Below are 17,777 nucleotides of genomic sequence, written 5' to 3' on the forward strand. Positions count from 1 at the left end.
TGCCCCCGTCGTCGTCCCCACCGGTCCCGGCGGTCCTGGCCGGTTCCCGCCGGTCTCCTGCCGGCCCTGCCCGCTCCCGGCCGGATCCCACGGCTCCGTGCTGCTCCCGGCCGGTCCGTGCCGCTCCTCGCGGGTTCCGGCCGGTCGCTGCCCGCTCCGTGCCGCTCCTCGCGGGGCCCGGGCCGGTCCCGGCCCGGTGGCGCGGGTGCCGCGGCGCGTCCGTCCCGCGCCGGCCGCTTCACGCGAGGCTGTCGCGCCAGGCGCGGTGCAGGTCCGCGAACCGGCCGGTACCCGCGACGAGTTCGGCAGGGGCGCCGTCCTCCACGATCCGGCCGTGCTCCATCACCAGCACCCGGTCGGCGATCTCCACCGTGGACAGCCGGTGCGCGATCACCACCGCCGTCCGGCCCGTCAGGACCGTGGTCATCGCCCGCTGCACGGCCCGCTCGCCGGGGACGTCCAGCGAGCTGGTCGCCTCGTCCAGGATCAGCACCGCCGGATCGGCCAGCAACGCCCGTGCGAAGGCGACGAGCTGGCGCTGGCCCGCGGAGATGCGGCCGCCGCGCTTGCGGACGTCCGTGTCGTAGCCGTCCGGCAGCGCGCGGATGAAGTCGTGCGCCCCGATCGCCTTCGCGGCCCGCTCGATCTCCTCGCGGGTCGCGTCCGGGCGGCCGACGGCGATGTTCTCGGCGACCGTGCCGGAGAACAGGAACGCCTCCTGGGTCACCATGACCACCCCGCGCCGCAGTTCGGGCAGCGTGAGGTCGCGCAGGTCCACCCCGTCCAGCAGGACCCGCCCGGCCGAGGGGTCGTAGAAGCGGGCGACGAGCTTGGCCAGGGTCGACTTGCCCGCGCCGGTGGACCCCACCACCGCGACGGTCTGCCCCGCCGGGAGGGTCAGGTCGAACCGGGGCAGCACCTCGCCGCCGGTGCGGTAGCCGAAGGACACGCCGTCGAGGACGACCTCGCGGCCGGGCTCCCGGGACCGCAGGGCGGGCAGCGGCCGCGGCCGGGAGGGCTCGGGCACGGACGGCGTCTGCGCCAGCAGCCCCGCGATCTTCTCCAGGGAGGCCGCCGCCGACTGGTAGGCGTTGAGGAACATCCCGAGCCGGTCGATCGGGTCGTACAGGCGGCGCAGGTAGAGCACCGCGGCCGCCAGCACACCCAGTGCCAGGGAGCCGTCGGCGACCCGGTACGCGCCCCAGAGCACGATCAGCGCGACCGCCGTGTTGGCCACCAGCCGGGAGCCGACCACGTACCGCGCCATCTCCAGGAGCGTGTCGCCGTTGGTCCGCTCGTGGCGCTCGTTCAGGACCCGGAAGGCGCGGTCGTTGACGGCCTCGCGGCGGAAGGCGCGCACCGGCCGGATGCCGTTCACCGTCTCCACGAACTTCACGATCACCGCGGCGATCGCCGTGGACCGGACCGCGAACACCCGCCCCGCCCGCCGCCGGTAGCGCCGCACGAGCAGGTACAGCGGCACGAAGGACGCCACCGCCACCGCGCCCAGGCCGGTGTCCAGCCACAGCAGCATCCCCGCGATGTACACGAAGGACAGCACCACCGTGACGAGTTCCTGGAGTCCCTCGTCGAGCAGTTCGCGCAGCGACTCCACGTCGGTCGTGGAGCGGGAGATGAGGCGCCCGGAGGTGTAGCGCTCGTGGAAGTCGACGCTGAGCGCCTGGGCGTGCCGGAAGATCCTGCCGCGCAGGTCCAGCAGCACGTCCTGGTTCACCCGGGCCGCGGCGACGATGAACGCCCACTGCAGGACGCCCGAGGTCAGCGCGCACAGCAGATAGCCGGCCGCCACCGCGACCAGCGGCCCGCGGTCGTGACCGCGGAGGGCCGGCACGGCGCGGTCGATGGCGTACGCCACCAGCAGCGGACCCGTCTGTACCGCCGCCTGCTGGAGCAGCAGCAGGACCGCGGTGCCGGCCACCCGGGCCCGCCGGGGCGCGAGCAGCGAGCGCAGCAGCGCGCCCGTGGCGCCCGGGGCACTCGGCAGGAGGTCCCGGTCGAAGGGGTCGCCCGCGGTCCCGGGCAGCGGCGGTCTCCGGTCGCCGCTGGTGGGGGCGGAGGTCGTGGGGGCCGTCATCGCCGGTGGTCCTCCTCGTCGCCGGAGAGCTCCGCCCCGCCCGACATCAGGTGGGCGTACTCGGCATGGGTGCGCAGCAGTTCGTGGTGGGTGCCGACGGCGGTGATGCGGCCGCCGGAGAGCAGGGCGACCCGGTCGGCGAGCAGGACCGTGGACGGGCGGTGCGCCACGATCAGGGCGGTGGTGCCGGCGAGGACCCGGCGCAGCGCGGCCTCCACCGCGGCCTCGGTGTGCACGTCCAGGGCGGACAGCGGGTCGTCCAGGACGAGGAACCGGGGGCGGCCGACGACGGCCCGGGCCAGTGCGAGCCGCTGCCGCTGACCGCCCGACAGGCTCAGTCCCTGCTCGCCGACCTGGGTCCCGGCGCCCTGCGGGAGCGCGTGCACGAAGCCGGCCTGCGCCACGGACAGCGCGCGCTCCAGCTCCGGCCCGCCCGCGTCGGCGCCGGCGCCCATCAGCACGTTCTCCCCGACGCTCGCGGAGAACAGGGTGGGCTCCTCGAAGGCGACGGCGACCCGGGCGCGCAGCTCCTCGCGGCTCAGGGCGGTGATGTCCTCGCCGTCCAGGGTGATGCGGCCCGCGGTCGTCTCGAACAGGCGCGGGACCAGGGCGGTCAGGGTGGTCTTGCCGCTGCCGGTCGCGCCGACCAGGGCGAGGGACTCGCCGCCGCGGATGTGCAGGTCGACGCGGTCGAGCACCGGAGGGGACCCGGCCGGGGCGTCGGGGTAGCGGAACCGGACGCCGTGGAAGCGGAGTCCGTCCGGCTCCGCGTCCCCGCCGGCGACCTCGGTGCCGGTGCCGTCCGGCTCCCCGCGGTCGTCCCGCTCCCCGCCCGCGCCCGGCTCCCCGTCCGCCGCCGTCTCCGGTGCGGCGTCCAGCACCTCGAAGTACCGCTCGGTGGCCGTGGCCGCCTCCTGACTCATCGCCAGCAGGAAGCCGATCGACTCCACCGGCCAGCGCAGGGCGAGCGCCGTCGACAGGAACGCCACCAGCGTGCCCGCCGACAGGTCCCCGTCCGCGACCTGCACGGTGCCCACCACCAGGGCGGCCGCGACGGCCAGTTCCGGCAGGGTCACGATGACCGCCCAGATCGACGCCAGCAGCCGGGCCTTGTGCAGCTCCGTCCCGCGCAGCGTCCGCGACAGCTCGTGGAACGCCCGCGCCTGGCTGCGGTGCCGCCCGAACCCCTTGATCACGCGGATGCCGAGCACGCTCTCCTCGACCACGGTCGTCAGATCGCCGACCTGGTCCTGCGCCCGCCGTGCCGCGGCCGCGTACCGCTTCTCGAAGACGGCGCAGCCCACCATCACCGGCACCGCGGGCCCGAGGACCACAAGGCCCAGCGTCCAGTCCTGGAGCAGCATGATCACCACGCCCACTGCGATGGTCACGCCGTTGACCAGCAGAAAGGTCAGCGGGAAGGCGAGGAACTGCCGCAGCAGCATCAGGTCCGTCGTGCCACGGGAGAGCAACTGGCCCGACGCCCACCGGTCGTGGAAGGCGATCGGGAGCCGCTGGAGGTGCCGGTACAGGGCCGCCCGCATCTCCGCCTCGACGTGCGAGAGCGGACGCGCCACCAGCCACCGCCGCAGCCCGAACAGCAGCGCCTCGGTCACGCCGAGCAGCAGCAGGTACAGCGCGCCGAGCCACACCCCGTGCGGGTCCCGGCCGCTCACCGGCCCGTCCACCAGCCACTTCAGGACGAGCGGGATCACCAGCCCCACGCAGGAGGCGACGACGGCGACGAGGGCGGCGGTGAACAGCCGCACCCGCACCGGCCGCACGTACGGCCACAGGCGCAGCAGCGTGCGGCCGGCCGAACGCCCGGCGGGGGTCCCGGTGGAGACAGGTGTGGTGGACATCGACAGCGAGCCTACGGACCGGCACTCGCCCCGCCCACCGAGTTTTGGACGGTCCCACCTCCGCCGCAGGTCCTACGACCGCGCCCACGACCTGCACCGTCGCCCGGCTCGATCCGCCCGCCCGGCCGCGGGGCCGTACCCCGGCATCGCCCGATCGGCGGATGGCGCCCCGAGCGGGTCGGCGGGTCCGTCAGCCCGTCACCCTGAGCAGCAGCACCGACCGCTCCGGCACGGTGATCGCGCCGCCCGAGCGGTGCCGTACGCCCGGTGCCCGGTCCTGCTCCTCCCGCGAGGTGTCCACGACCACCTCGTACCCCTCGGCCCACGGCGGCCCCGGCAGCACGAAGCCGGCCGGGCGCTCCCCGGCGTGCAGCACCGCGAGGAAGCTGTCGTCGAGGACGGCGTCCCCGCGTGCGTCCCGTCCGGGGATGTCCCGTCCGGAGAGGTACAGGCCGAGGGTGGCGGCCGGCGCGTACCAGTCCCGCTCCGTCATCTCCGTGCCGCGCGGGGTGAACCAGGCCAGGTCCCGCAGCCCGTCCGCGGAGTGCGCCCGCCCCGAGAAGAACGCCCGGCGGCGCAGCACGGGATGGTCGCGGCGCAGCCCGATCAGCCGCGCGGTCAGCTCGGACAGCGCCCGCCAGCCCGGCTCCCGGAGCAGGGTCCAGTCCAGCCAGCCGATCTCGTTGTCCTGGCAGTAGGCGTTGTTGTTGCCGTGCTGGGTGCGGCCCAGCTCGTCGCCCGCCACCAGCATCGGCACGCCCGTGGACAGCAGCAGCGTGGTCAGCAGGTTCCGCAGCTGGCGGCGGCGCAGCGCCCGCACCCGCTCGTCGCCGGTCTCGCCCTCCTCCCCGCAGTTCCAGGAGCGGTTGTCGTCCGTGCCGTCCCGGTTGCCCTCGCCGTTGGCGTCGTTGTGCTTGTGCCCGTACGACACCAGGTCCCGCAGCGTGAAGCCGTCGTGCGCGGTGACGAAGTTGACCGACGCGTAGGGGCGCCGGCCGCCCCAGGCGTACAGGTCGCTGGAGCCGGACAGGCGGTAGCCCATCTCCCGGACGTCCGGCAGGGCGTGCCGCCAGAAGTCCCGCACCGTGTCGCGGTAGCGGTCGTTCCACTCGGTCCACAGCGGCGGGAAGGCGCCGACCTGGTAGCCGCCCGAGCCGACGTCCCAGGGCTCCGCGATCAGCTTCACCCGGCGCAGCACCGGATCCTGAGCGATGACCGCCAGGAACGGCGACAGCATGTCCACGTCGTGCATGGAGCGGGCCAGCGCGGCCGCCAGGTCGAAGCGGAAGCCGTCCACGCCCATCTCCGTCACCCAGTACCGCAGCGAGTCGGTGATCAGGCGCAGCACGTGCGGCTGGACCACGTTGAGGGTGTTGCCGCAGCCGGTGTAGTCGGCGTACCTGCGCGCGTCCGGCTGGAGACGGTAGTAGCGCTGGTTGTCGATGCCCTTCAGGGACAGCGCCGGTCCGTACTCGCCCGCCTCGGCGGTGTGGTTGTAGACGACGTCGAGGATCACCTCGATGCCGGCCGCGTGCAGCGCGCGCACCATCCGCTTGAACTCGCCGACCTGTTCGCCGGTGGTGCCGGAGGCCGCGTAGGCGGCGTGCGGGGCGAAGTAGCCGATGGAGTTGTAGCCCCAGTAGTTGCGCAGGCCCCGGCGCAGCAGGTGGTCCTCGTGCGCGAACTGGTGCACCGGCAGCAGCTCCACCGCCGTCACACCCAGCCGCACCAGGTGCTCGATCGCCGCGGGGTGCGCCAGCCCGGCGTAGGTCCCGCGCAGTTCCCCGGGGATGCCCGGGTGGAGCCGGGTGAAGCCCCGTACGTGCAGCTCGTAGATCACCGAGTCCGCCCAGGGCGTCTTCGGGCGCCGGTCGTCCGCCCAGTCGTCGTCGTCGTGCACCACGACGCCCTTGGGCACGTACGGCGCCGAGTCCCGCTCGTCGCGCACGGTGTCCGCGACGGACTGGTCGGGCCAGTCCCGCAGGTGCGCGTACACCTCCGGCGGCAGCGCGAACTCCCCGTCCACCGCGCGGGCGTACGGGTCGAGCAGCAGCTTCGCCGGGTTCCAGCGGGCGCCGGTCCACGGGTCCCAGCGGCCGTGCACCCGGTAGCCGTAGCGCTGCCCGGGCCGCACGCCGGGCACGAAGCCGTGCCAGATCTCGTGCGTCAGCTCGGTCAGCCGGACCGCGGTCTCCTTGCCGTGCGCGTCGAAGAGGCACAGCTCGACCGCCTCCGCGCCGCCCGCCCACAGCGCGAAGTTGGTGCCCGCCACCCCGTCCGGGCCCACCCGGAACCGGGCGCCCAGCGGCGTCGGCGTTCCCGGCCACACCGGTGCGCCGGGCGGCGGCACGGCACGGCGCGCCCCCCGCACGACGGCGGCCGGGCGCTCCTCCCCGGTGGCGCGCCCGCCCGCCACCGCCTCCTGATCGGCTGCGCTCGACACCTGTCAGCCCCTTTTGTTCGGCTCGTCGGCCCCCGGGCACCCCGGCGGGTGCCGGGGACCGGCCCGCCCCGCCCCCCTCGCGGGCGCGGGCACGGCCGGCTTCCGGCACCGGCACGCCCCCTGCGGCTCGCTCACGGGGCTCGGCTCCCCGGTGTCGTCTCCCCACTGTTCTGCCCAGAGCGTGGGCCGCACTCACGTTTCCCGGGAGCGTGCCCGGTCGTTGGACAGGCCGTGAGGCACGTACAAGGGCGCGCACGGCGCGCGGGGGCCGCTCTGGCCGCCGTACTGACATGGGCAGGGCTCCTCGCCGGGGCCGCCGGCTGCACCTCCGGGGGCCCGGACGGCCTCGGGGACGTCTTCGGCAAGCCGCCGGCGGCCGAGGACGTCATCCGGGTCACCCCCGGCGACGGCGGCAGGGGCGTCCCGGCCGGCGAGCGGCTACGGGTGCAGACCGGCGACGGGCACCTGGAGTCCGTGAAGGTCGTCCGGTCGGTGGACGCCCAGGACACCCCGGTGGCCGGGCGGCTGACGGCGGACGGCCGGGAGTGGCGGCCGGACGACGACCGGCTCTCCCTCGCCGCGCGGTACACGGTCGACGCGGTCGCCGTGGACGGCCACGGCCGCCGCTCCGCCCGCCACACCACCTTCACCACCTACGTCCCCCAGCAGCGCTTCATCGCGTACGTCACCCCGGAGAACCGCTCCACCGTCGGCACCGGCATGATCGTCTCGCTCGAGTTCAGCCGGGAGATCACCGACCGCGCCGCCGTGGAGCGCGCCGTCCACGTCACCGCCAGCCCGGCGGTCGGGATCCGGCCGCACTGGTTCGGCAAGGACCGGCTGGACCTGCGGCCCGAGCACTACTGGCGGCCCGGCACCCGGGTGAGTGTCGAGCTGCGGCTGCGGGACGTGCAGGGCGCGCCCGGCGTCTACGGACTCCAGGACCGCAACTGGTCCTTCACCGTCGGCCGCAGCCAGGTCTCCCTGGTCGACGCTGCCGCGCACACCATGGAGGTCCGGCGCGACGGCGCGCTGGTGGCCACCGTCCCCATCACCGCCGGGGCGCCGAAGAGCACCACGTACAACGGCAAGATGGTGGTGATGGAGATGCTGGAGGTCACCCGCATGAACAGCCGCACGGTCGGCTACGGCGGCGAGTACGACATCCCGGACGTCCCGCACGCCATGCGGCTCACCGAGACAGGCACCTTCGTGCACGGCAACTACTGGTCCCACGACGTCTTCGGCCGGACCAACGTCAGCCACGGCTGCGTCGGCCTGAAGGACGTCCGGGGCGGTGCGTCGGACACCCCGGCGGGCTGGTTCTTCGACCGCAGCCTCGTCGGCGACGTCGTCGAGGTCGTCCACAGCGACGACGCGGTGGTCTCCCCCTCCAACGGCCTCGGCGGGTGGAACATGGGCTGGCGGGAGTGGACGGCGGGCAGCGCGGTCAAGTAGCCGTCGGGAGCGCCGGGTTGGAGACCCGGGCGACCGTTGGATTTGGGACTGAACGGTGACACACACCGGGCGCCGGAGCCCCTGACCGTGCGGTTAATATGCGGCCAAGCGCGCGTGACGCGGGCGGACGGCGTGGGGCTGCGGGCCCGACCGGGCCCGGCGAGGGGAGAAGACTTGAACGTGCGACCGATATCGGGGGCGTCGGTTGACGCGCGGAGGGGCCGCCACGGCCGCCGCGGACTCGCACTGGTGGCCGGAGGGCTGCTGCTCGCGGTGACCGCCTGCGGCGGGGGAGGGTCCGGCGACGCCAAGGCCAAGGGCTCCGGCTCCGCGCAGAGCAAGCAGTCGCAGGCCGTCGTCACCATCGCGCCGAGGACCGGGGCGAAGTCCGTCGACACCAGCGGCGCCCTGAAGGTCCGGGCGAGCAAGGGCCGGCTCACCCGGGTCACGGTCCAGGACGCCAAGGGCACCGCCGTACCGGGCGCGATATCCGGCGACGGCTCCACCTGGACGCCGTCCACCCACCTGGCCGCCGCCACCGCGTACACGGTGCACGCGGTCGCCGAGGACTCCGCCGGCCGCACGGCCGCCGAGGACTCCCGCTTCACCACCCTGACGCCGCGCAACACCTTCATCGGCGACTTCACCCCCGAGGACGGCTCCACCGTCGGCGTCGGCATGCCGTTCTCGCTCCGCTTCACCCGGGGCATCACGCACCCGGCCGACGTGGAGAACGCCGTCCGCGTCACCACCGAGCCGAAGGTGCCCGTCGCCGGCCACTGGTTCGGCAACGACCGCCTCGACTTCCGCCCCGAGCACTACTGGAAGCCCGGCACCAAGGTCACCGTCCGGCTCGCCCTCGACGGCGTCGAGGGCCGGCCCGGCGTCTACGGCAAGCAGGACAAGACCGTCTCCTTCACCATCGGCCGCAGCCAGGTGTCCGTCGTCGACGCCGCGAAGCACACCATGAAGGTGACGCGCGACGGCAAGGTGATCAGGACGCTGCCCGTCACCACCGGCAAGCCCGGCTACTCCACCTGGAACGGGCAGATGGTGATGAGTGAGAGGCTCACCGAGACCCGGATGAACGGCGAGACGGTCGGCTACGGCGGCGAGTACGACATCAAGGACGTCCCGCACGCCATCCGCCTGACGACCTCGGGCACCTTCATCCACGGCAACTACTGGGGCGGCGACGCCTTCGGCAACTACAACGCCAGCCACGGCTGCGTCGGCCTGCGCGACGTGCGCGGCGGCTACGACGGCTCGGCGCCGGCCGCCTGGTTCTTCGACCACTCCATGATCGGCGACGTGGTCGTGGTCAAGAACAGCCACGACCGGACCGTCGCCCCGGACAACGGCCTCAACGGCTGGAACATGTCCTGGAAGGAATGGACCGCCTAGGACCGCCGGGGGAGACCCCGACGCGCTGACGGGCCCGGTGTGACCGACCGCACCGGGCCCGCTGGCGTTAGTGCCCGTTAACCTGCCTGCATGACCGCAACTCTCGAAGTCGCCGAGGGCGTCGGCACGCTGCGCCTGAACCGCCCGCCCATGAACGCCCTGGACATCGCCACCCAGGACCGGATCAAGGAACTCGCCGAGGAGGCCACCCGCCGCGACGACGTGCGCGCCGTGGTGATCTACGGCGGCGAGAAGGTGTTCGCGGCCGGCGCGGACATCAAGGAGATGCAGGTGATGGACCACGCGGCGATGGTGGTCCGGGCCCGCGCCCTGCAGGACTCCTTCACCGCCGTGGCCCGCATCCCCAAGCCCGTGGTCGCCGCCGTCACCGGCTACGCCCTCGGCGGCGGCTGCGAACTGGCCCTCTGCGCCGACTACCGCATCGCCGCGGACAACGCCAAGCTCGGCCAGCCGGAGATCCTGCTCGGCCTGATCCCGGGCGCGGGCGGCACCCAGCGGCTGTCCCGGCTGGTGGGCCCCTCCCGGGCCAAGGACCTCATCTTCACGGGCCGTCAGGTGAAGGCCGACGAGGCGCTCTCCCTCGGTCTGGTGGATCGCGTGGTGCCGGCCGCCGAGGTGTACACCGAGGCCCACGCCTGGGCCGCTCGCCTGGCTCAGGGGCCGGCCATCGCGCTGCGCGCCGCGAAGGAGGCGGTCGACACGGGTCTGGAGACGGACATCGACACCGGCCTCGCCGTCGAGCGGAACTGGTTCGCCGGCCTGTTCGCCACGGAGGACCGCGAGCGCGGGATGCGCAGCTTCGTCGAGGAGGGCCCCGGCAAGGCGAAGTTCCTCTGACGTGCTCCGCACGCACCGCATCCCGTGCGAGCGATCGCGCCTGAGGTGACGTCGGGCGCGGACTCCCGGCGGGGCGGGTTAGGGGAGCCTTAAGCCGACCTTAAGCCTGCCTCGCCGGGGGAGTCCGTCGCAGGCCCGCGACGAGGCCGTCGGCCCAGCTCGGCCGGGCTGTCCGAGGATCCGAAGTGCCGTCGGCATATGCCGATCGGAAGGCGCGCAGTGGGGGCGCTCGGGGGGCGCATTCCACCGGAACGGCCCCGGAGGGTGCGGGGGGCGGCCATGATGGGGGCATGGCGGGGCTGGAGGGCATCGAGCAGCCGCGGGGACCGGCTCGTGCGATCGCGGCACGCTGGTCGCCCGCGGTCGAGGACGAACGGGCGCTCAAGGCACTGGAGTTGTACGGGAATCCGACGGAGGCGGAGGTCACGCTGCCGTCCCTCCCGGAGTCCGCGGCCATCGCCCGCCGGCTCGCCCAGGTCGTCGTCCTGCGCCAGTGGGGACTGACCCCGCGCATGACCGAGGACGCCGTCCTGCTGGTCTCCGAACTCGTCGGCAACGCCGTACGGCACACCGGGGCCCGCGCGTTCGGACTGCGCATGCGCCACCGCCGCGGCTGGATCCGCATCGAGGTCCGCGACCCCTCCCGGGGGCTGCCCTGCCTGATGCCGGTGCAGGAACTCGACGTCAGCGGCCGGGGGCTCTTCCTCGTCGACCGACTCGCCGACCGCTGGGGCGTCGACCTGCTGCCGCGCGGCAAGACGACCTGGTTTGAGATGCGGGTCGCCGACCGCTGACCCGCCCGGCCCGGATGCCGCGAACCGCCTCCCGATGACCGACGCCCACGCGACGGCCATACGTGTGAATCGCCCGTTTTCTTACCTTGCGCCCCTTAAATGGTGCGGGTGACCACGACCGACCGCCGCGGCGTGCTGCGGGCCGGAGCCGGGCTCGTCGCCGGGGGCGCGCTCGCCGCCGGATGCTCCTCCACCGGCCCCCGGCCCGACGCTCCGTCAGCCGGCGACTCAGCCCCCGCGCGCCCCGCCTCCCACCCGCCCCTCGCCGCGCCCGCCCCGCGCGCCTTCCCGCAGCAGCCCGAGCAGATCACCCACGGCCCCCGCGGCGCGTCCCGCGTCGCACTCACCTTCCACGGCCAGGGCGACCCCGCGCTCGCCCGCACGCTGCTCACCGAGGCCGAGAGGCACGGTGCCCGCGTCACCGTGCTCGCCGTCGGCACCTGGCTCGACGCGCACCCGGAGATGGCCCGCCGCATCCTCGACGGCGGCCACGACCTCGGCAACCACACCCAGCGCCATGTCTCCATCAACACCATGTCCGAGGCCGACGCCCGCGCGGAGATCGCCGGCTGCGCGGACCGCCTGCGGCGGATCACCGGCTCCATCGGGACCTGGTTCCGGCCCTCGCGCGCCCCGACGGCGTCCCCGCTGGTCGCCCGTCTGGCCCGCACCGCCGGCTACCCGCACGTGCTGTCGTACGACGTCGACTCCCTCGACTACACCCGGCCCGGCGCCGCCGCGATCACCCGCAAGGTCCTCGCCGAGGCCCGCGGCGGATCCGTGGTCAGCCTGCACTTCGGCTACCCGGACACCGCCGCCGCCCTCCCCGGCCTCCTCACCGAACTCGACCGCCGCGGCCTCCACGCGGTCACCACCACGGAGCTGCTGAGCTGATGCACCCCACCACCATCGCCCGTGTCCTGATCGCCGGCGCCGCCTGCCTCGCGCTGTCCTCGCTGGCCGCCTGCACCGGAGACCACGCCGACGAAGCCCTCGGCAGCAAGGCCCCGGTCCGGCCCCAGCCGCGGCGGCAGGCCGTCGACACCCTGCCCGGCATGCCGCCCGTCCTCGACCCGTCCGACGTCTACTCCGCCGACCGCCCCGGACAACTCTCCCCGGTGGTCAAGGACTTCCCCTCCCGGGTCTACGTCCCCAACACCATCTCCAACACCGTCACCGTCATCGACCCGGCGACGTACAAGATCATCGAGACCATCCCGGTCGGCCGCCAGCCCCAGCACGTCGTGCCCTCCTGGGATCTGAAGACCCTGTGGGTCAACAACGACCTCGGCAACAGCCTCACCCCCATCGACCCGAGGACCGGCAGGGCCGGGAAGCCGGTCGACGTGCACGACCCGTACAACCTGTACTTCACGCCCGACGGCAAGTACGCCGTCGTCATGGCCTCCGCGGACCGCCGGCTCGTGTTCCGGGACGCGCACAGCATGAAGGTCGTCAAGTCCGTCCCGGTCGACTGCTACGGCGTCAACCACGCCGACTTCTCCACGGACGGCCGCTACTTCATCGTCTCCTGCGAGTTCAGCGGCGAGCTGCTCAAGGTCGACACCGCGCAGATGAAGGTCGTCGGACAGCAGAAGCTGCCCTACCACGGCGCCATGCCGCAGGACGTGAAGATGTCCCCCGACGGCAAGCGGTTCTACATCGCCGACATGGTGGCCGACGGGATGTGGATCGTGGACGGCGCCACCTTCGGCAAGCCCGTGTTCCTGCCCACCGGCAAGGGCGCCCACGGGCTCTACGTCAGCCGGGACTCGCGCGTGATGTACGTCTCCAACCGCGGCGAGGGCACCATCTCCCTCTTCGACTTCGCCCACGACAAGCTCGTCGGCAAGTGGCACCTGCCCGGCGGCGGGAGCCCCGACATGGGCGGCGTCTCCGCCGACGGCAAGGTCCTGTGGCTGTCGGGGCGCTACAACTCCGAGGTGTACGCCATCGACACCCGCACCGGTCGCGAACTGGCCCGCATCAAGGTCGGCAGGGGCCCCCACGGACTCGCCGTCTACCCCCAGCCGGGCCGGTACTCCCTCGGGCACACCGGCATCTTCCGCTGACCCCGGGGGACGCGGCGGGCGCCCCGTCCGGTGGTCGCCGTCCGCCCGTCCCGACCGTGCCGTTAATCTGACCTGCGTCAGTACGACAGCAAGACAGAACATACGCGACACAAAGGGGCGGACCCGTGGCGGACATCGAGGCAGCACGCAAGGAGTTCCAGCGGATCGACGCGGACGGTGACGGATTCATCACCGCCGCCGAGTTCAAGTCCGCCCTCGCCCAGGGCGGCGACTGGAACGTCACCGACACGGTGGCGGAGGCGATCATCAGGACCCGCGACCTCAACGGCGACCAGGTCCTGTCGTTCGACGAGTTCTGGGCCTACCTGAACAAGTGAGTCCCGCGCCCAGGGGCGCCCGGCGGCCGGCCGCCGGGCGCCCCTGCGCCGTACCGGGCCCGCATCGCCGCCCGCCCGGGGGCCACCCGTTCGCCGCACCGGCGGAATAGCGCGGCGCCGGACGGGGTTGGGGCCGCTGCAACGCTGTGCACCCAGGACACCCACCCCGGAAGGGCGAGGCCACCATGAAGATCGGCATCATCGGCGCGGGCAACATCGGCGGCAACCTGACACGGCGGCTCACCGCCCTCGGCCACGACGTGCGCGTCGCCAACTCCCGCGGCCCCGAGACCCTGGACGCCCTGGCGAAGGAGACCGGGGCCACCGCGGTCCGGGCCGGCGAGGCCGCCCGCGGCGCCGAGGTCGTCGTCGTCACCGTCCCGCTGAAGGCGGTCCCGGACCTGCCGGCCGGACTCCTCGACGGGGCCGCCGCGGACGCGGCCGTGATCGACACCGGCAACTACTACCCGCAGGAGCGCGACGGGCGCATCGCCGCCATCGAGGACGACGGGCTCACCGAGAGCCGCTGGACCGAGGGCCACCTCGGCCACCCCGTCGTCAAGGCCTTCAACGGCACCTACGCCCAGGACATCCTGGAGCGGCCGCGCCCCGCCGGCGACCCCGGGCGCATGGCGCTGCCGGTGGCCGGCGACGACGCGGCCGCGAAGGCGAAGGTCCGGGCGCTGATCGACGAGCTCGGCTTCGACACGGTGGACTCCGGCGGCATCGACGACTCCTGGCGCCAGCAGCCGGGCACCCCGGTCTACGGCCTGCGCGCCGGCACGGCCGAGGTCACCCGGGCGCTCGCGGAGGCCGCCCCGGAACGCCCGGTCGACTTCCGCGGCTGATCAGGAGCCCTGCGCCCAGCTCTGCAGGGCCGCCTTGGTGGAGAAGTTCGCCACGTTGGTGTCCTGCGGCTCGTCGGTGTACTGGTGGAAGCGCCAGCTCGCCTCGATGCGCGGATGACCGGCGGACACGTAGTCCGCGATCCACAGGCCGTCGCCGGCGTAGGACGTCGTGTCGATACCCAGCCAGAAGCTGCGGTTGCAGTACAGCACCACCCGGTTGTGCGGCCGCAGCTGCTTCACCTTCCGGAGGAAGCTGTCCTTCTCCGCGTTGGAGGCGTGGGTGCCGTCGCCGGTGGTCTCCCAGTCGACGGCGAGGATGTCGCCCGCCTGCTCGGGGGCGTGCGCCACGAAGTAGTCGGCCTGGGCGGTGATGTCGCCGGGCCAGAGGAAGTGGTAGAAGCCCACGACCAGGCCGGCGTCCCGGCCGCGCTTGGTCTGGGCGGTGAGCTTGGAGTTGACGTACGAACGGCCCTCCGTCGCCTTGATGAAGACGAAGGAGAGGCCGTCCGTGCCGTACGAGGAGGACTGGAAGGCACTGACGTCGATGCCGCGCAGCATGGGAACTCCCTTGAGGTGCCGTGGGGGAGGAGTCGTTGTCTGAAGTTCTGCCCCACACACTTACGGGCGATCCCTGCCGCCTGTTCGCACGTCAGTCCCGTGCGGTGACCGATCCGAGGACGGACGCCGGCTTCGCGGACCAGTCCGACGTGATGAGGCTCGCATGGTGTCCGGCGAGCAGCGACAGGCGCGCGGCCACCTCGGCGTCGGTCGGATGCGTCGAGGAGATCGCCGGGGCGACGCCGGCCGCGTCGGTAGCGATCAGGATGTAGTGGTTCGCCGAGTAGAACGACGTGTCGTAGCCGTTGTCCAGGTAGGTGGCCGCGTCCCCGTCGAAGAAGACGAACCAGGGGCGGATGGAGGCGTCGTAGCGGGTGGTGCGCGGGTCGCCCGCCGCGGCCCCCAGCACCGCGGGGAAGGCCTGTGCCTCGGCGATGCGCCCGGCGGCGTACAGGCCGCGCAGGTGGTCGCCGTACTCCTGGTCGGTCCAGTAGTGGTCGAAGGGGTTGGCCTGCTCCACGGTGCCCGGGATCAGCTCGAACACGACCCTGCCGCGCAGCGCGTCCCGGGACGGCCAGGCGTCGGCCCGGGCGGCGGCGTCCGCCGAGGCGTAGGTGCCGCCCAGGAGGTCGGAGGGCGTGTAGACCATGCTGCCCAGCTTCTGCCGGACCAGGGTGTCGAACGCGGCCGGGCCGAGGCCGATGGTCTGGTTGAAGCCGTTCTTCATCTCCACCTTGAAGACGATCGGCCGGTGGTCGGGATGGAGCCGGTGCCAGGCGGCGATGTCGTCCAGGCAGCCGCCGAGGTCCTGGTTGCGGGCCTTGCCGTACAGCTCCTCCGGCGTCTTCGCCGCCGCGCAGTTGTTGTCGTCGCCGAACGGGTTGCTGTGGCTGACCCGCCACCGCCTGGTCAGCGGGTCGGTGTAGACGTCGATCTCCAGCAGCGAGGCGCCGGAGTCCAGCGCCTGTGCGAAATAGGGGTACTTGGCCTTGTCGTACGCGTTGTGCGTACCGATGGCCGTCGTCCCGGCGAACGTCGGCGACGCCGCCCGCGCGGCGCCCGGCAGCACCGCCACCACCAGAGCCGCACCCAGCAGCACCGCCGACCGTCTGATCCCACGCATCATCCGCACGTCCCCACTCCCCTGCTCCGCGGCCGAGTCGGCGGAAGACTAGGGGGGCGGGATCGCCGGGGGGTAGACGGGATTCGGTCGCGCGAAGGGCGGGGCACCGCCGGACGGCTCCTGCCGTTCGCAACGCAGCAGCCGAGCCCGGCACGGAGCAGTGCGGCCGTGGGCCCTGGTCCCCGCGCAGGGGCGCAGGCGGCGCACGGCACGACCGCCCGCCGTCAACGCGGGGGGATCATGCGAAATGCGCTGGTTGCCCAGGGCTCCTCGTCCGCAACGGGAAGTCGAAACAGCCTCCAGGGTGTCGGTCACGGACACCCCGGGCCGTCATTCCTGCACAAGGGGGCCAGCGGTGACGGTCGGCCTCCCGTACACACCGGGCGGTGCGGGAGGGCGACCACCGCGTGGACGAGAGGCCCCGACCGGGGCCTCCGGGCCGGAAGACCGGCTCAGCACTCGATGATGTTCACCGCCAGCCCGCCCCGGGCCGTCTCCTTGTACTTCACCGACATGTCGGCGCCGGTGTCCTTCATGGTCTTGATGACCTTGTCGAGGGAGACCTTGTGGGAGCCGTCGCCGCGGAGGGCCATGCGGGCGGCGGTGACGGCCTTGACCGCGGCCATGCCGTTGCGCTCGATGCAGGGGATCTGGACCAGGCCGCCGACCGGGTCGCAGGTCAGGCCCAGGTTGTGCTCCATGCCGATCTCCGCGGCGTTCTCCACCTGCTCGGGCGTGCCGCCCATGACCTCGGCGAGGGCGCCCGCCGCCATCGAGCAGGCCGAGCCGACCTCGCCCTGGCAGCCGACCTCGGCGCCGGAGATGGAGGCGTTCTCCTTGAACAGCATGCCGATCGCGCCCGCGGCGAGCAGGAAGCGGACCACGCCCTCCTCGTCGGCACCGGGGACGAAGTTGATGTAGTAGTGCAGGACCGCCGGGATGATGCCCGCCGCGCCGTTGGTGGGGGCGGTGACGACCCGGCCGCCGGCCGCGTTCTCCTCGTTCACGGCCATCGCGTACAGGGTGATCCACTCCATCGAGCGGGCCAGCGCGTCGCCCTCGGCGCGCAGCTGACGCGCGGTGACGGCCGCACGGCGGCGCACCCGCAGCCCGCCGGGCAGGATGCCCTCGCGGGTCATGCCGCGCCGCACGCACCCCTGCATCACCCGCCAGATCTCCAGCAGGCCCTCGTGTATCTCCTCCTCGGAGCGCCAGGCCCGCTCGTTCTCCAGCATCAGCGAGGAGATCGACAGGCCCGTCTCCCGGGTGAGGCGGAGCAGCTCGTCGCCGGTGCGGAAGGGGTACTTCAGCACGGTGTCGTCGAGCTTGATGCGGTCCGCGCCCACCGCATCCTCGTCGACGACGAAGCCGCCGCCGACCGAGTAGTACGTCTTGGTGAGCAGCTCGGCGCCGGAGGCGTCGTAGGCCCACAGGGTCATGCCGTTGGCATGGTAGGGGAGGGTCTCGCGGCGGTGCAGGACCATGTCCTGGTCGAAGTCGAAGGCGATCTCGTGCTCGCCGAGCAGGCTGAGCCGGCCGGAGGCCTTGATGGCCTCCACGCGCTCGTCGGCCCGCTCCACGTCGACCGTGCGCGGCGAGTCGCCCTCCAGGCCGAGCAGCACCGCCTTGGGGGTGCCGTGGCCGTGGCCGGTGGCGCCGAGGGAGCCGTACAGCTCCGCGCGGACCGACGCGGCCGGTTCCAGCAGGCCCTCGTTGCGCAGGCGGCGGACGAACATGCGCGCCGCACGCATCGGGCCGACCGTGTGGGAGCTGGACGGGCCGATGCCGATCGAGAACAGGTCGAAGACCGAGATGGCCACGGTGACTCCTCCATACGGATGGTGCTCAAAAGCTGGTGCTCGGGTGGTGCGGGTCGGGCGGGGCGCGGTGCGCCCCGGGGCGGGAACCGCGCCACCGGACGACT

Annotated in this window: 14 protein-coding genes; 8 read left to right on the forward strand and 6 right to left on the reverse strand. The window is 73.3% G+C overall.

Annotated elements, in window-relative coordinates; genetic code table 11:
• Positions 1 to 238: 238 nt before the first annotated feature.
• From P3H78_RS28055 to glgX, 3 genes are all read right to left on the reverse strand, one after another.
• Complete coding sequence (locus tag P3H78_RS28055; protein WP_276111976.1) at positions 239 to 2,095, reverse strand: ABC transporter ATP-binding protein; 1,857 nt, start codon at positions 2,093 to 2,095, stop codon at positions 239 to 241.
• Positions 2,092 to 3,957 carry an ABC transporter ATP-binding protein gene (locus P3H78_RS28060; protein ID WP_276111977.1) on the reverse strand — a complete coding sequence of 622 codons (1,866 nt, stop codon included), beginning with the start codon at positions 3,955 to 3,957 and terminating at the stop codon, positions 2,092 to 2,094. The genes P3H78_RS28055 and P3H78_RS28060 overlap by 4 nt, the downstream gene beginning before the upstream one ends.
• 190 nt (positions 3,958 to 4,147) lie before the next feature.
• Positions 4,148 to 6,400, reverse strand: coding sequence for a glycogen debranching protein GlgX (glgX, locus tag P3H78_RS28065; protein ID WP_276111978.1), 2,253 nt, complete (start codon positions 6,398 to 6,400; stop codon positions 4,148 to 4,150).
• Positions 6,401 to 6,631: 231 nt separating this feature from the next.
• Here glgX and P3H78_RS28070 point away from each other — a divergent pair, with 231 nt between their 5' ends.
• The 8 genes from P3H78_RS28070 to P3H78_RS28105 all read left to right on the forward strand — a co-directional run bounded on the left by P3H78_RS28070 (position 6,632) and on the right by P3H78_RS28105 (position 14,172).
• Positions 6,632 to 7,858, forward strand: coding sequence for a L,D-transpeptidase (locus P3H78_RS28070; RefSeq protein ID WP_276111979.1), 1,227 nt, complete (start codon positions 6,632 to 6,634; stop codon positions 7,856 to 7,858).
• 174 nt (positions 7,859 to 8,032) lie between these two features.
• Positions 8,033 to 9,262 (forward strand): L,D-transpeptidase, encoded by a 1,230-nt coding sequence (locus tag P3H78_RS28075; RefSeq protein ID WP_276111980.1) that lies wholly within the window; start codon positions 8,033 to 8,035, stop codon positions 9,260 to 9,262.
• A gap of 90 nt (positions 9,263 to 9,352) precedes the next feature.
• The gene (locus tag P3H78_RS28080) at positions 9,353 to 10,120 is read left to right on the forward strand and encodes an enoyl-CoA hydratase/isomerase family protein (protein WP_276111981.1); all 768 of its coding nucleotides are present in this window, start codon (positions 9,353 to 9,355) and stop codon (positions 10,118 to 10,120) included.
• A 290-nt stretch (positions 10,121 to 10,410) separates the two neighbouring features.
• The gene (locus tag P3H78_RS28085; RefSeq protein ID WP_313884430.1) at positions 10,411 to 10,914 is read left to right on the forward strand and encodes an ATP-binding protein; all 504 of its coding nucleotides are present in this window, start codon (positions 10,411 to 10,413) and stop codon (positions 10,912 to 10,914) included.
• A gap of 99 nt (positions 10,915 to 11,013) precedes the next feature.
• Positions 11,014 to 11,808: a polysaccharide deacetylase family protein gene (locus P3H78_RS28090; protein ID WP_276111983.1), complete on the forward strand. Its 795-nt coding sequence runs from the start codon at positions 11,014 to 11,016 to the stop codon at positions 11,806 to 11,808.
• The gene (locus tag P3H78_RS28095; RefSeq protein WP_276111984.1) at positions 11,808 to 12,986 is read left to right on the forward strand and encodes a YVTN family beta-propeller repeat protein; all 1,179 of its coding nucleotides are present in this window, start codon (positions 11,808 to 11,810) and stop codon (positions 12,984 to 12,986) included. The genes P3H78_RS28090 and P3H78_RS28095 overlap by 1 nt, the downstream gene beginning before the upstream one ends.
• A gap of 125 nt (positions 12,987 to 13,111) precedes the next feature.
• Complete coding sequence (locus P3H78_RS28100; protein ID WP_276111985.1) at positions 13,112 to 13,324, forward strand: EF-hand domain-containing protein; 213 nt, start codon at positions 13,112 to 13,114, stop codon at positions 13,322 to 13,324.
• Between the two features lie 185 nt (positions 13,325 to 13,509).
• The gene (locus tag P3H78_RS28105; protein WP_438828056.1) at positions 13,510 to 14,172 is read left to right on the forward strand and encodes an NADPH-dependent F420 reductase; all 663 of its coding nucleotides are present in this window, start codon (positions 13,510 to 13,512) and stop codon (positions 14,170 to 14,172) included.
• Here the strand turns inward: P3H78_RS28105 and P3H78_RS28110 are convergent, their stop codons facing one another.
• From P3H78_RS28110 to P3H78_RS28120, 3 genes are all read right to left on the reverse strand, one after another.
• The gene (locus P3H78_RS28110) at positions 14,173 to 14,730 is read right to left on the reverse strand and encodes a glycoside hydrolase family 25 protein (RefSeq protein WP_276111987.1); all 558 of its coding nucleotides are present in this window, start codon (positions 14,728 to 14,730) and stop codon (positions 14,173 to 14,175) included.
• 91 nt (positions 14,731 to 14,821) lie between these two features.
• The gene (locus P3H78_RS28115; RefSeq protein WP_438828057.1) at positions 14,822 to 15,853 is read right to left on the reverse strand and encodes a phosphatidylinositol-specific phospholipase C domain-containing protein; all 1,032 of its coding nucleotides are present in this window, start codon (positions 15,851 to 15,853) and stop codon (positions 14,822 to 14,824) included.
• A 452-nt stretch (positions 15,854 to 16,305) separates the two neighbouring features.
• Positions 16,306 to 17,673, reverse strand: coding sequence for an L-serine ammonia-lyase (locus P3H78_RS28120; protein ID WP_276111988.1), 1,368 nt, complete (start codon positions 17,671 to 17,673; stop codon positions 16,306 to 16,308).
• Positions 17,674 to 17,777: the final 104 nt, after the last annotated feature.

The organism is Streptomyces tropicalis (assembly GCF_029269835.1).
GTDB classification, from domain to species: domain Bacteria; phylum Actinomycetota; class Actinomycetes; order Streptomycetales; family Streptomycetaceae; genus Streptomyces; species Streptomyces tropicalis.

Bases quoted from the DNA above. Each gene is read 5' to 3' on its own strand.
- P3H78_RS28090 (WP_276111983.1), top strand. From the start codon at position 11,014: ATGGTGCGGGTGACCACGACCGACCGCCGCGGCGTGCTGCGGGCCGGA.
- P3H78_RS28110 (WP_276111987.1), bottom strand. From the start codon at position 14,730: ATGCTGCGCGGCATCGACGTCAGTGCCTTCCAGTCCTCCTCGTACGGC.
- P3H78_RS28055 (WP_276111976.1), bottom strand. From the start codon at position 2,095: ATGACGGCCCCCACGACCTCCGCCCCCACCAGCGGCGACCGGAGACCG.
- P3H78_RS28085 (WP_313884430.1), top strand. From the start codon at position 10,411: ATGGCGGGGCTGGAGGGCATCGAGCAGCCGCGGGGACCGGCTCGTGCG.
- P3H78_RS28105 (WP_438828056.1), top strand. From the start codon at position 13,510: ATGAAGATCGGCATCATCGGCGCGGGCAACATCGGCGGCAACCTGACA.
- P3H78_RS28060 (WP_276111977.1), bottom strand. From the start codon at position 3,957: ATGTCCACCACACCTGTCTCCACCGGGACCCCCGCCGGGCGTTCGGCC.
- P3H78_RS28080 (WP_276111981.1), top strand. From the start codon at position 9,353: ATGACCGCAACTCTCGAAGTCGCCGAGGGCGTCGGCACGCTGCGCCTG.
- P3H78_RS28095 (WP_276111984.1), top strand. From the start codon at position 11,808: ATGCACCCCACCACCATCGCCCGTGTCCTGATCGCCGGCGCCGCCTGC.
- P3H78_RS28115 (WP_438828057.1), bottom strand. From the start codon at position 15,853: ATGCGTGGGATCAGACGGTCGGCGGTGCTGCTGGGTGCGGCTCTGGTG.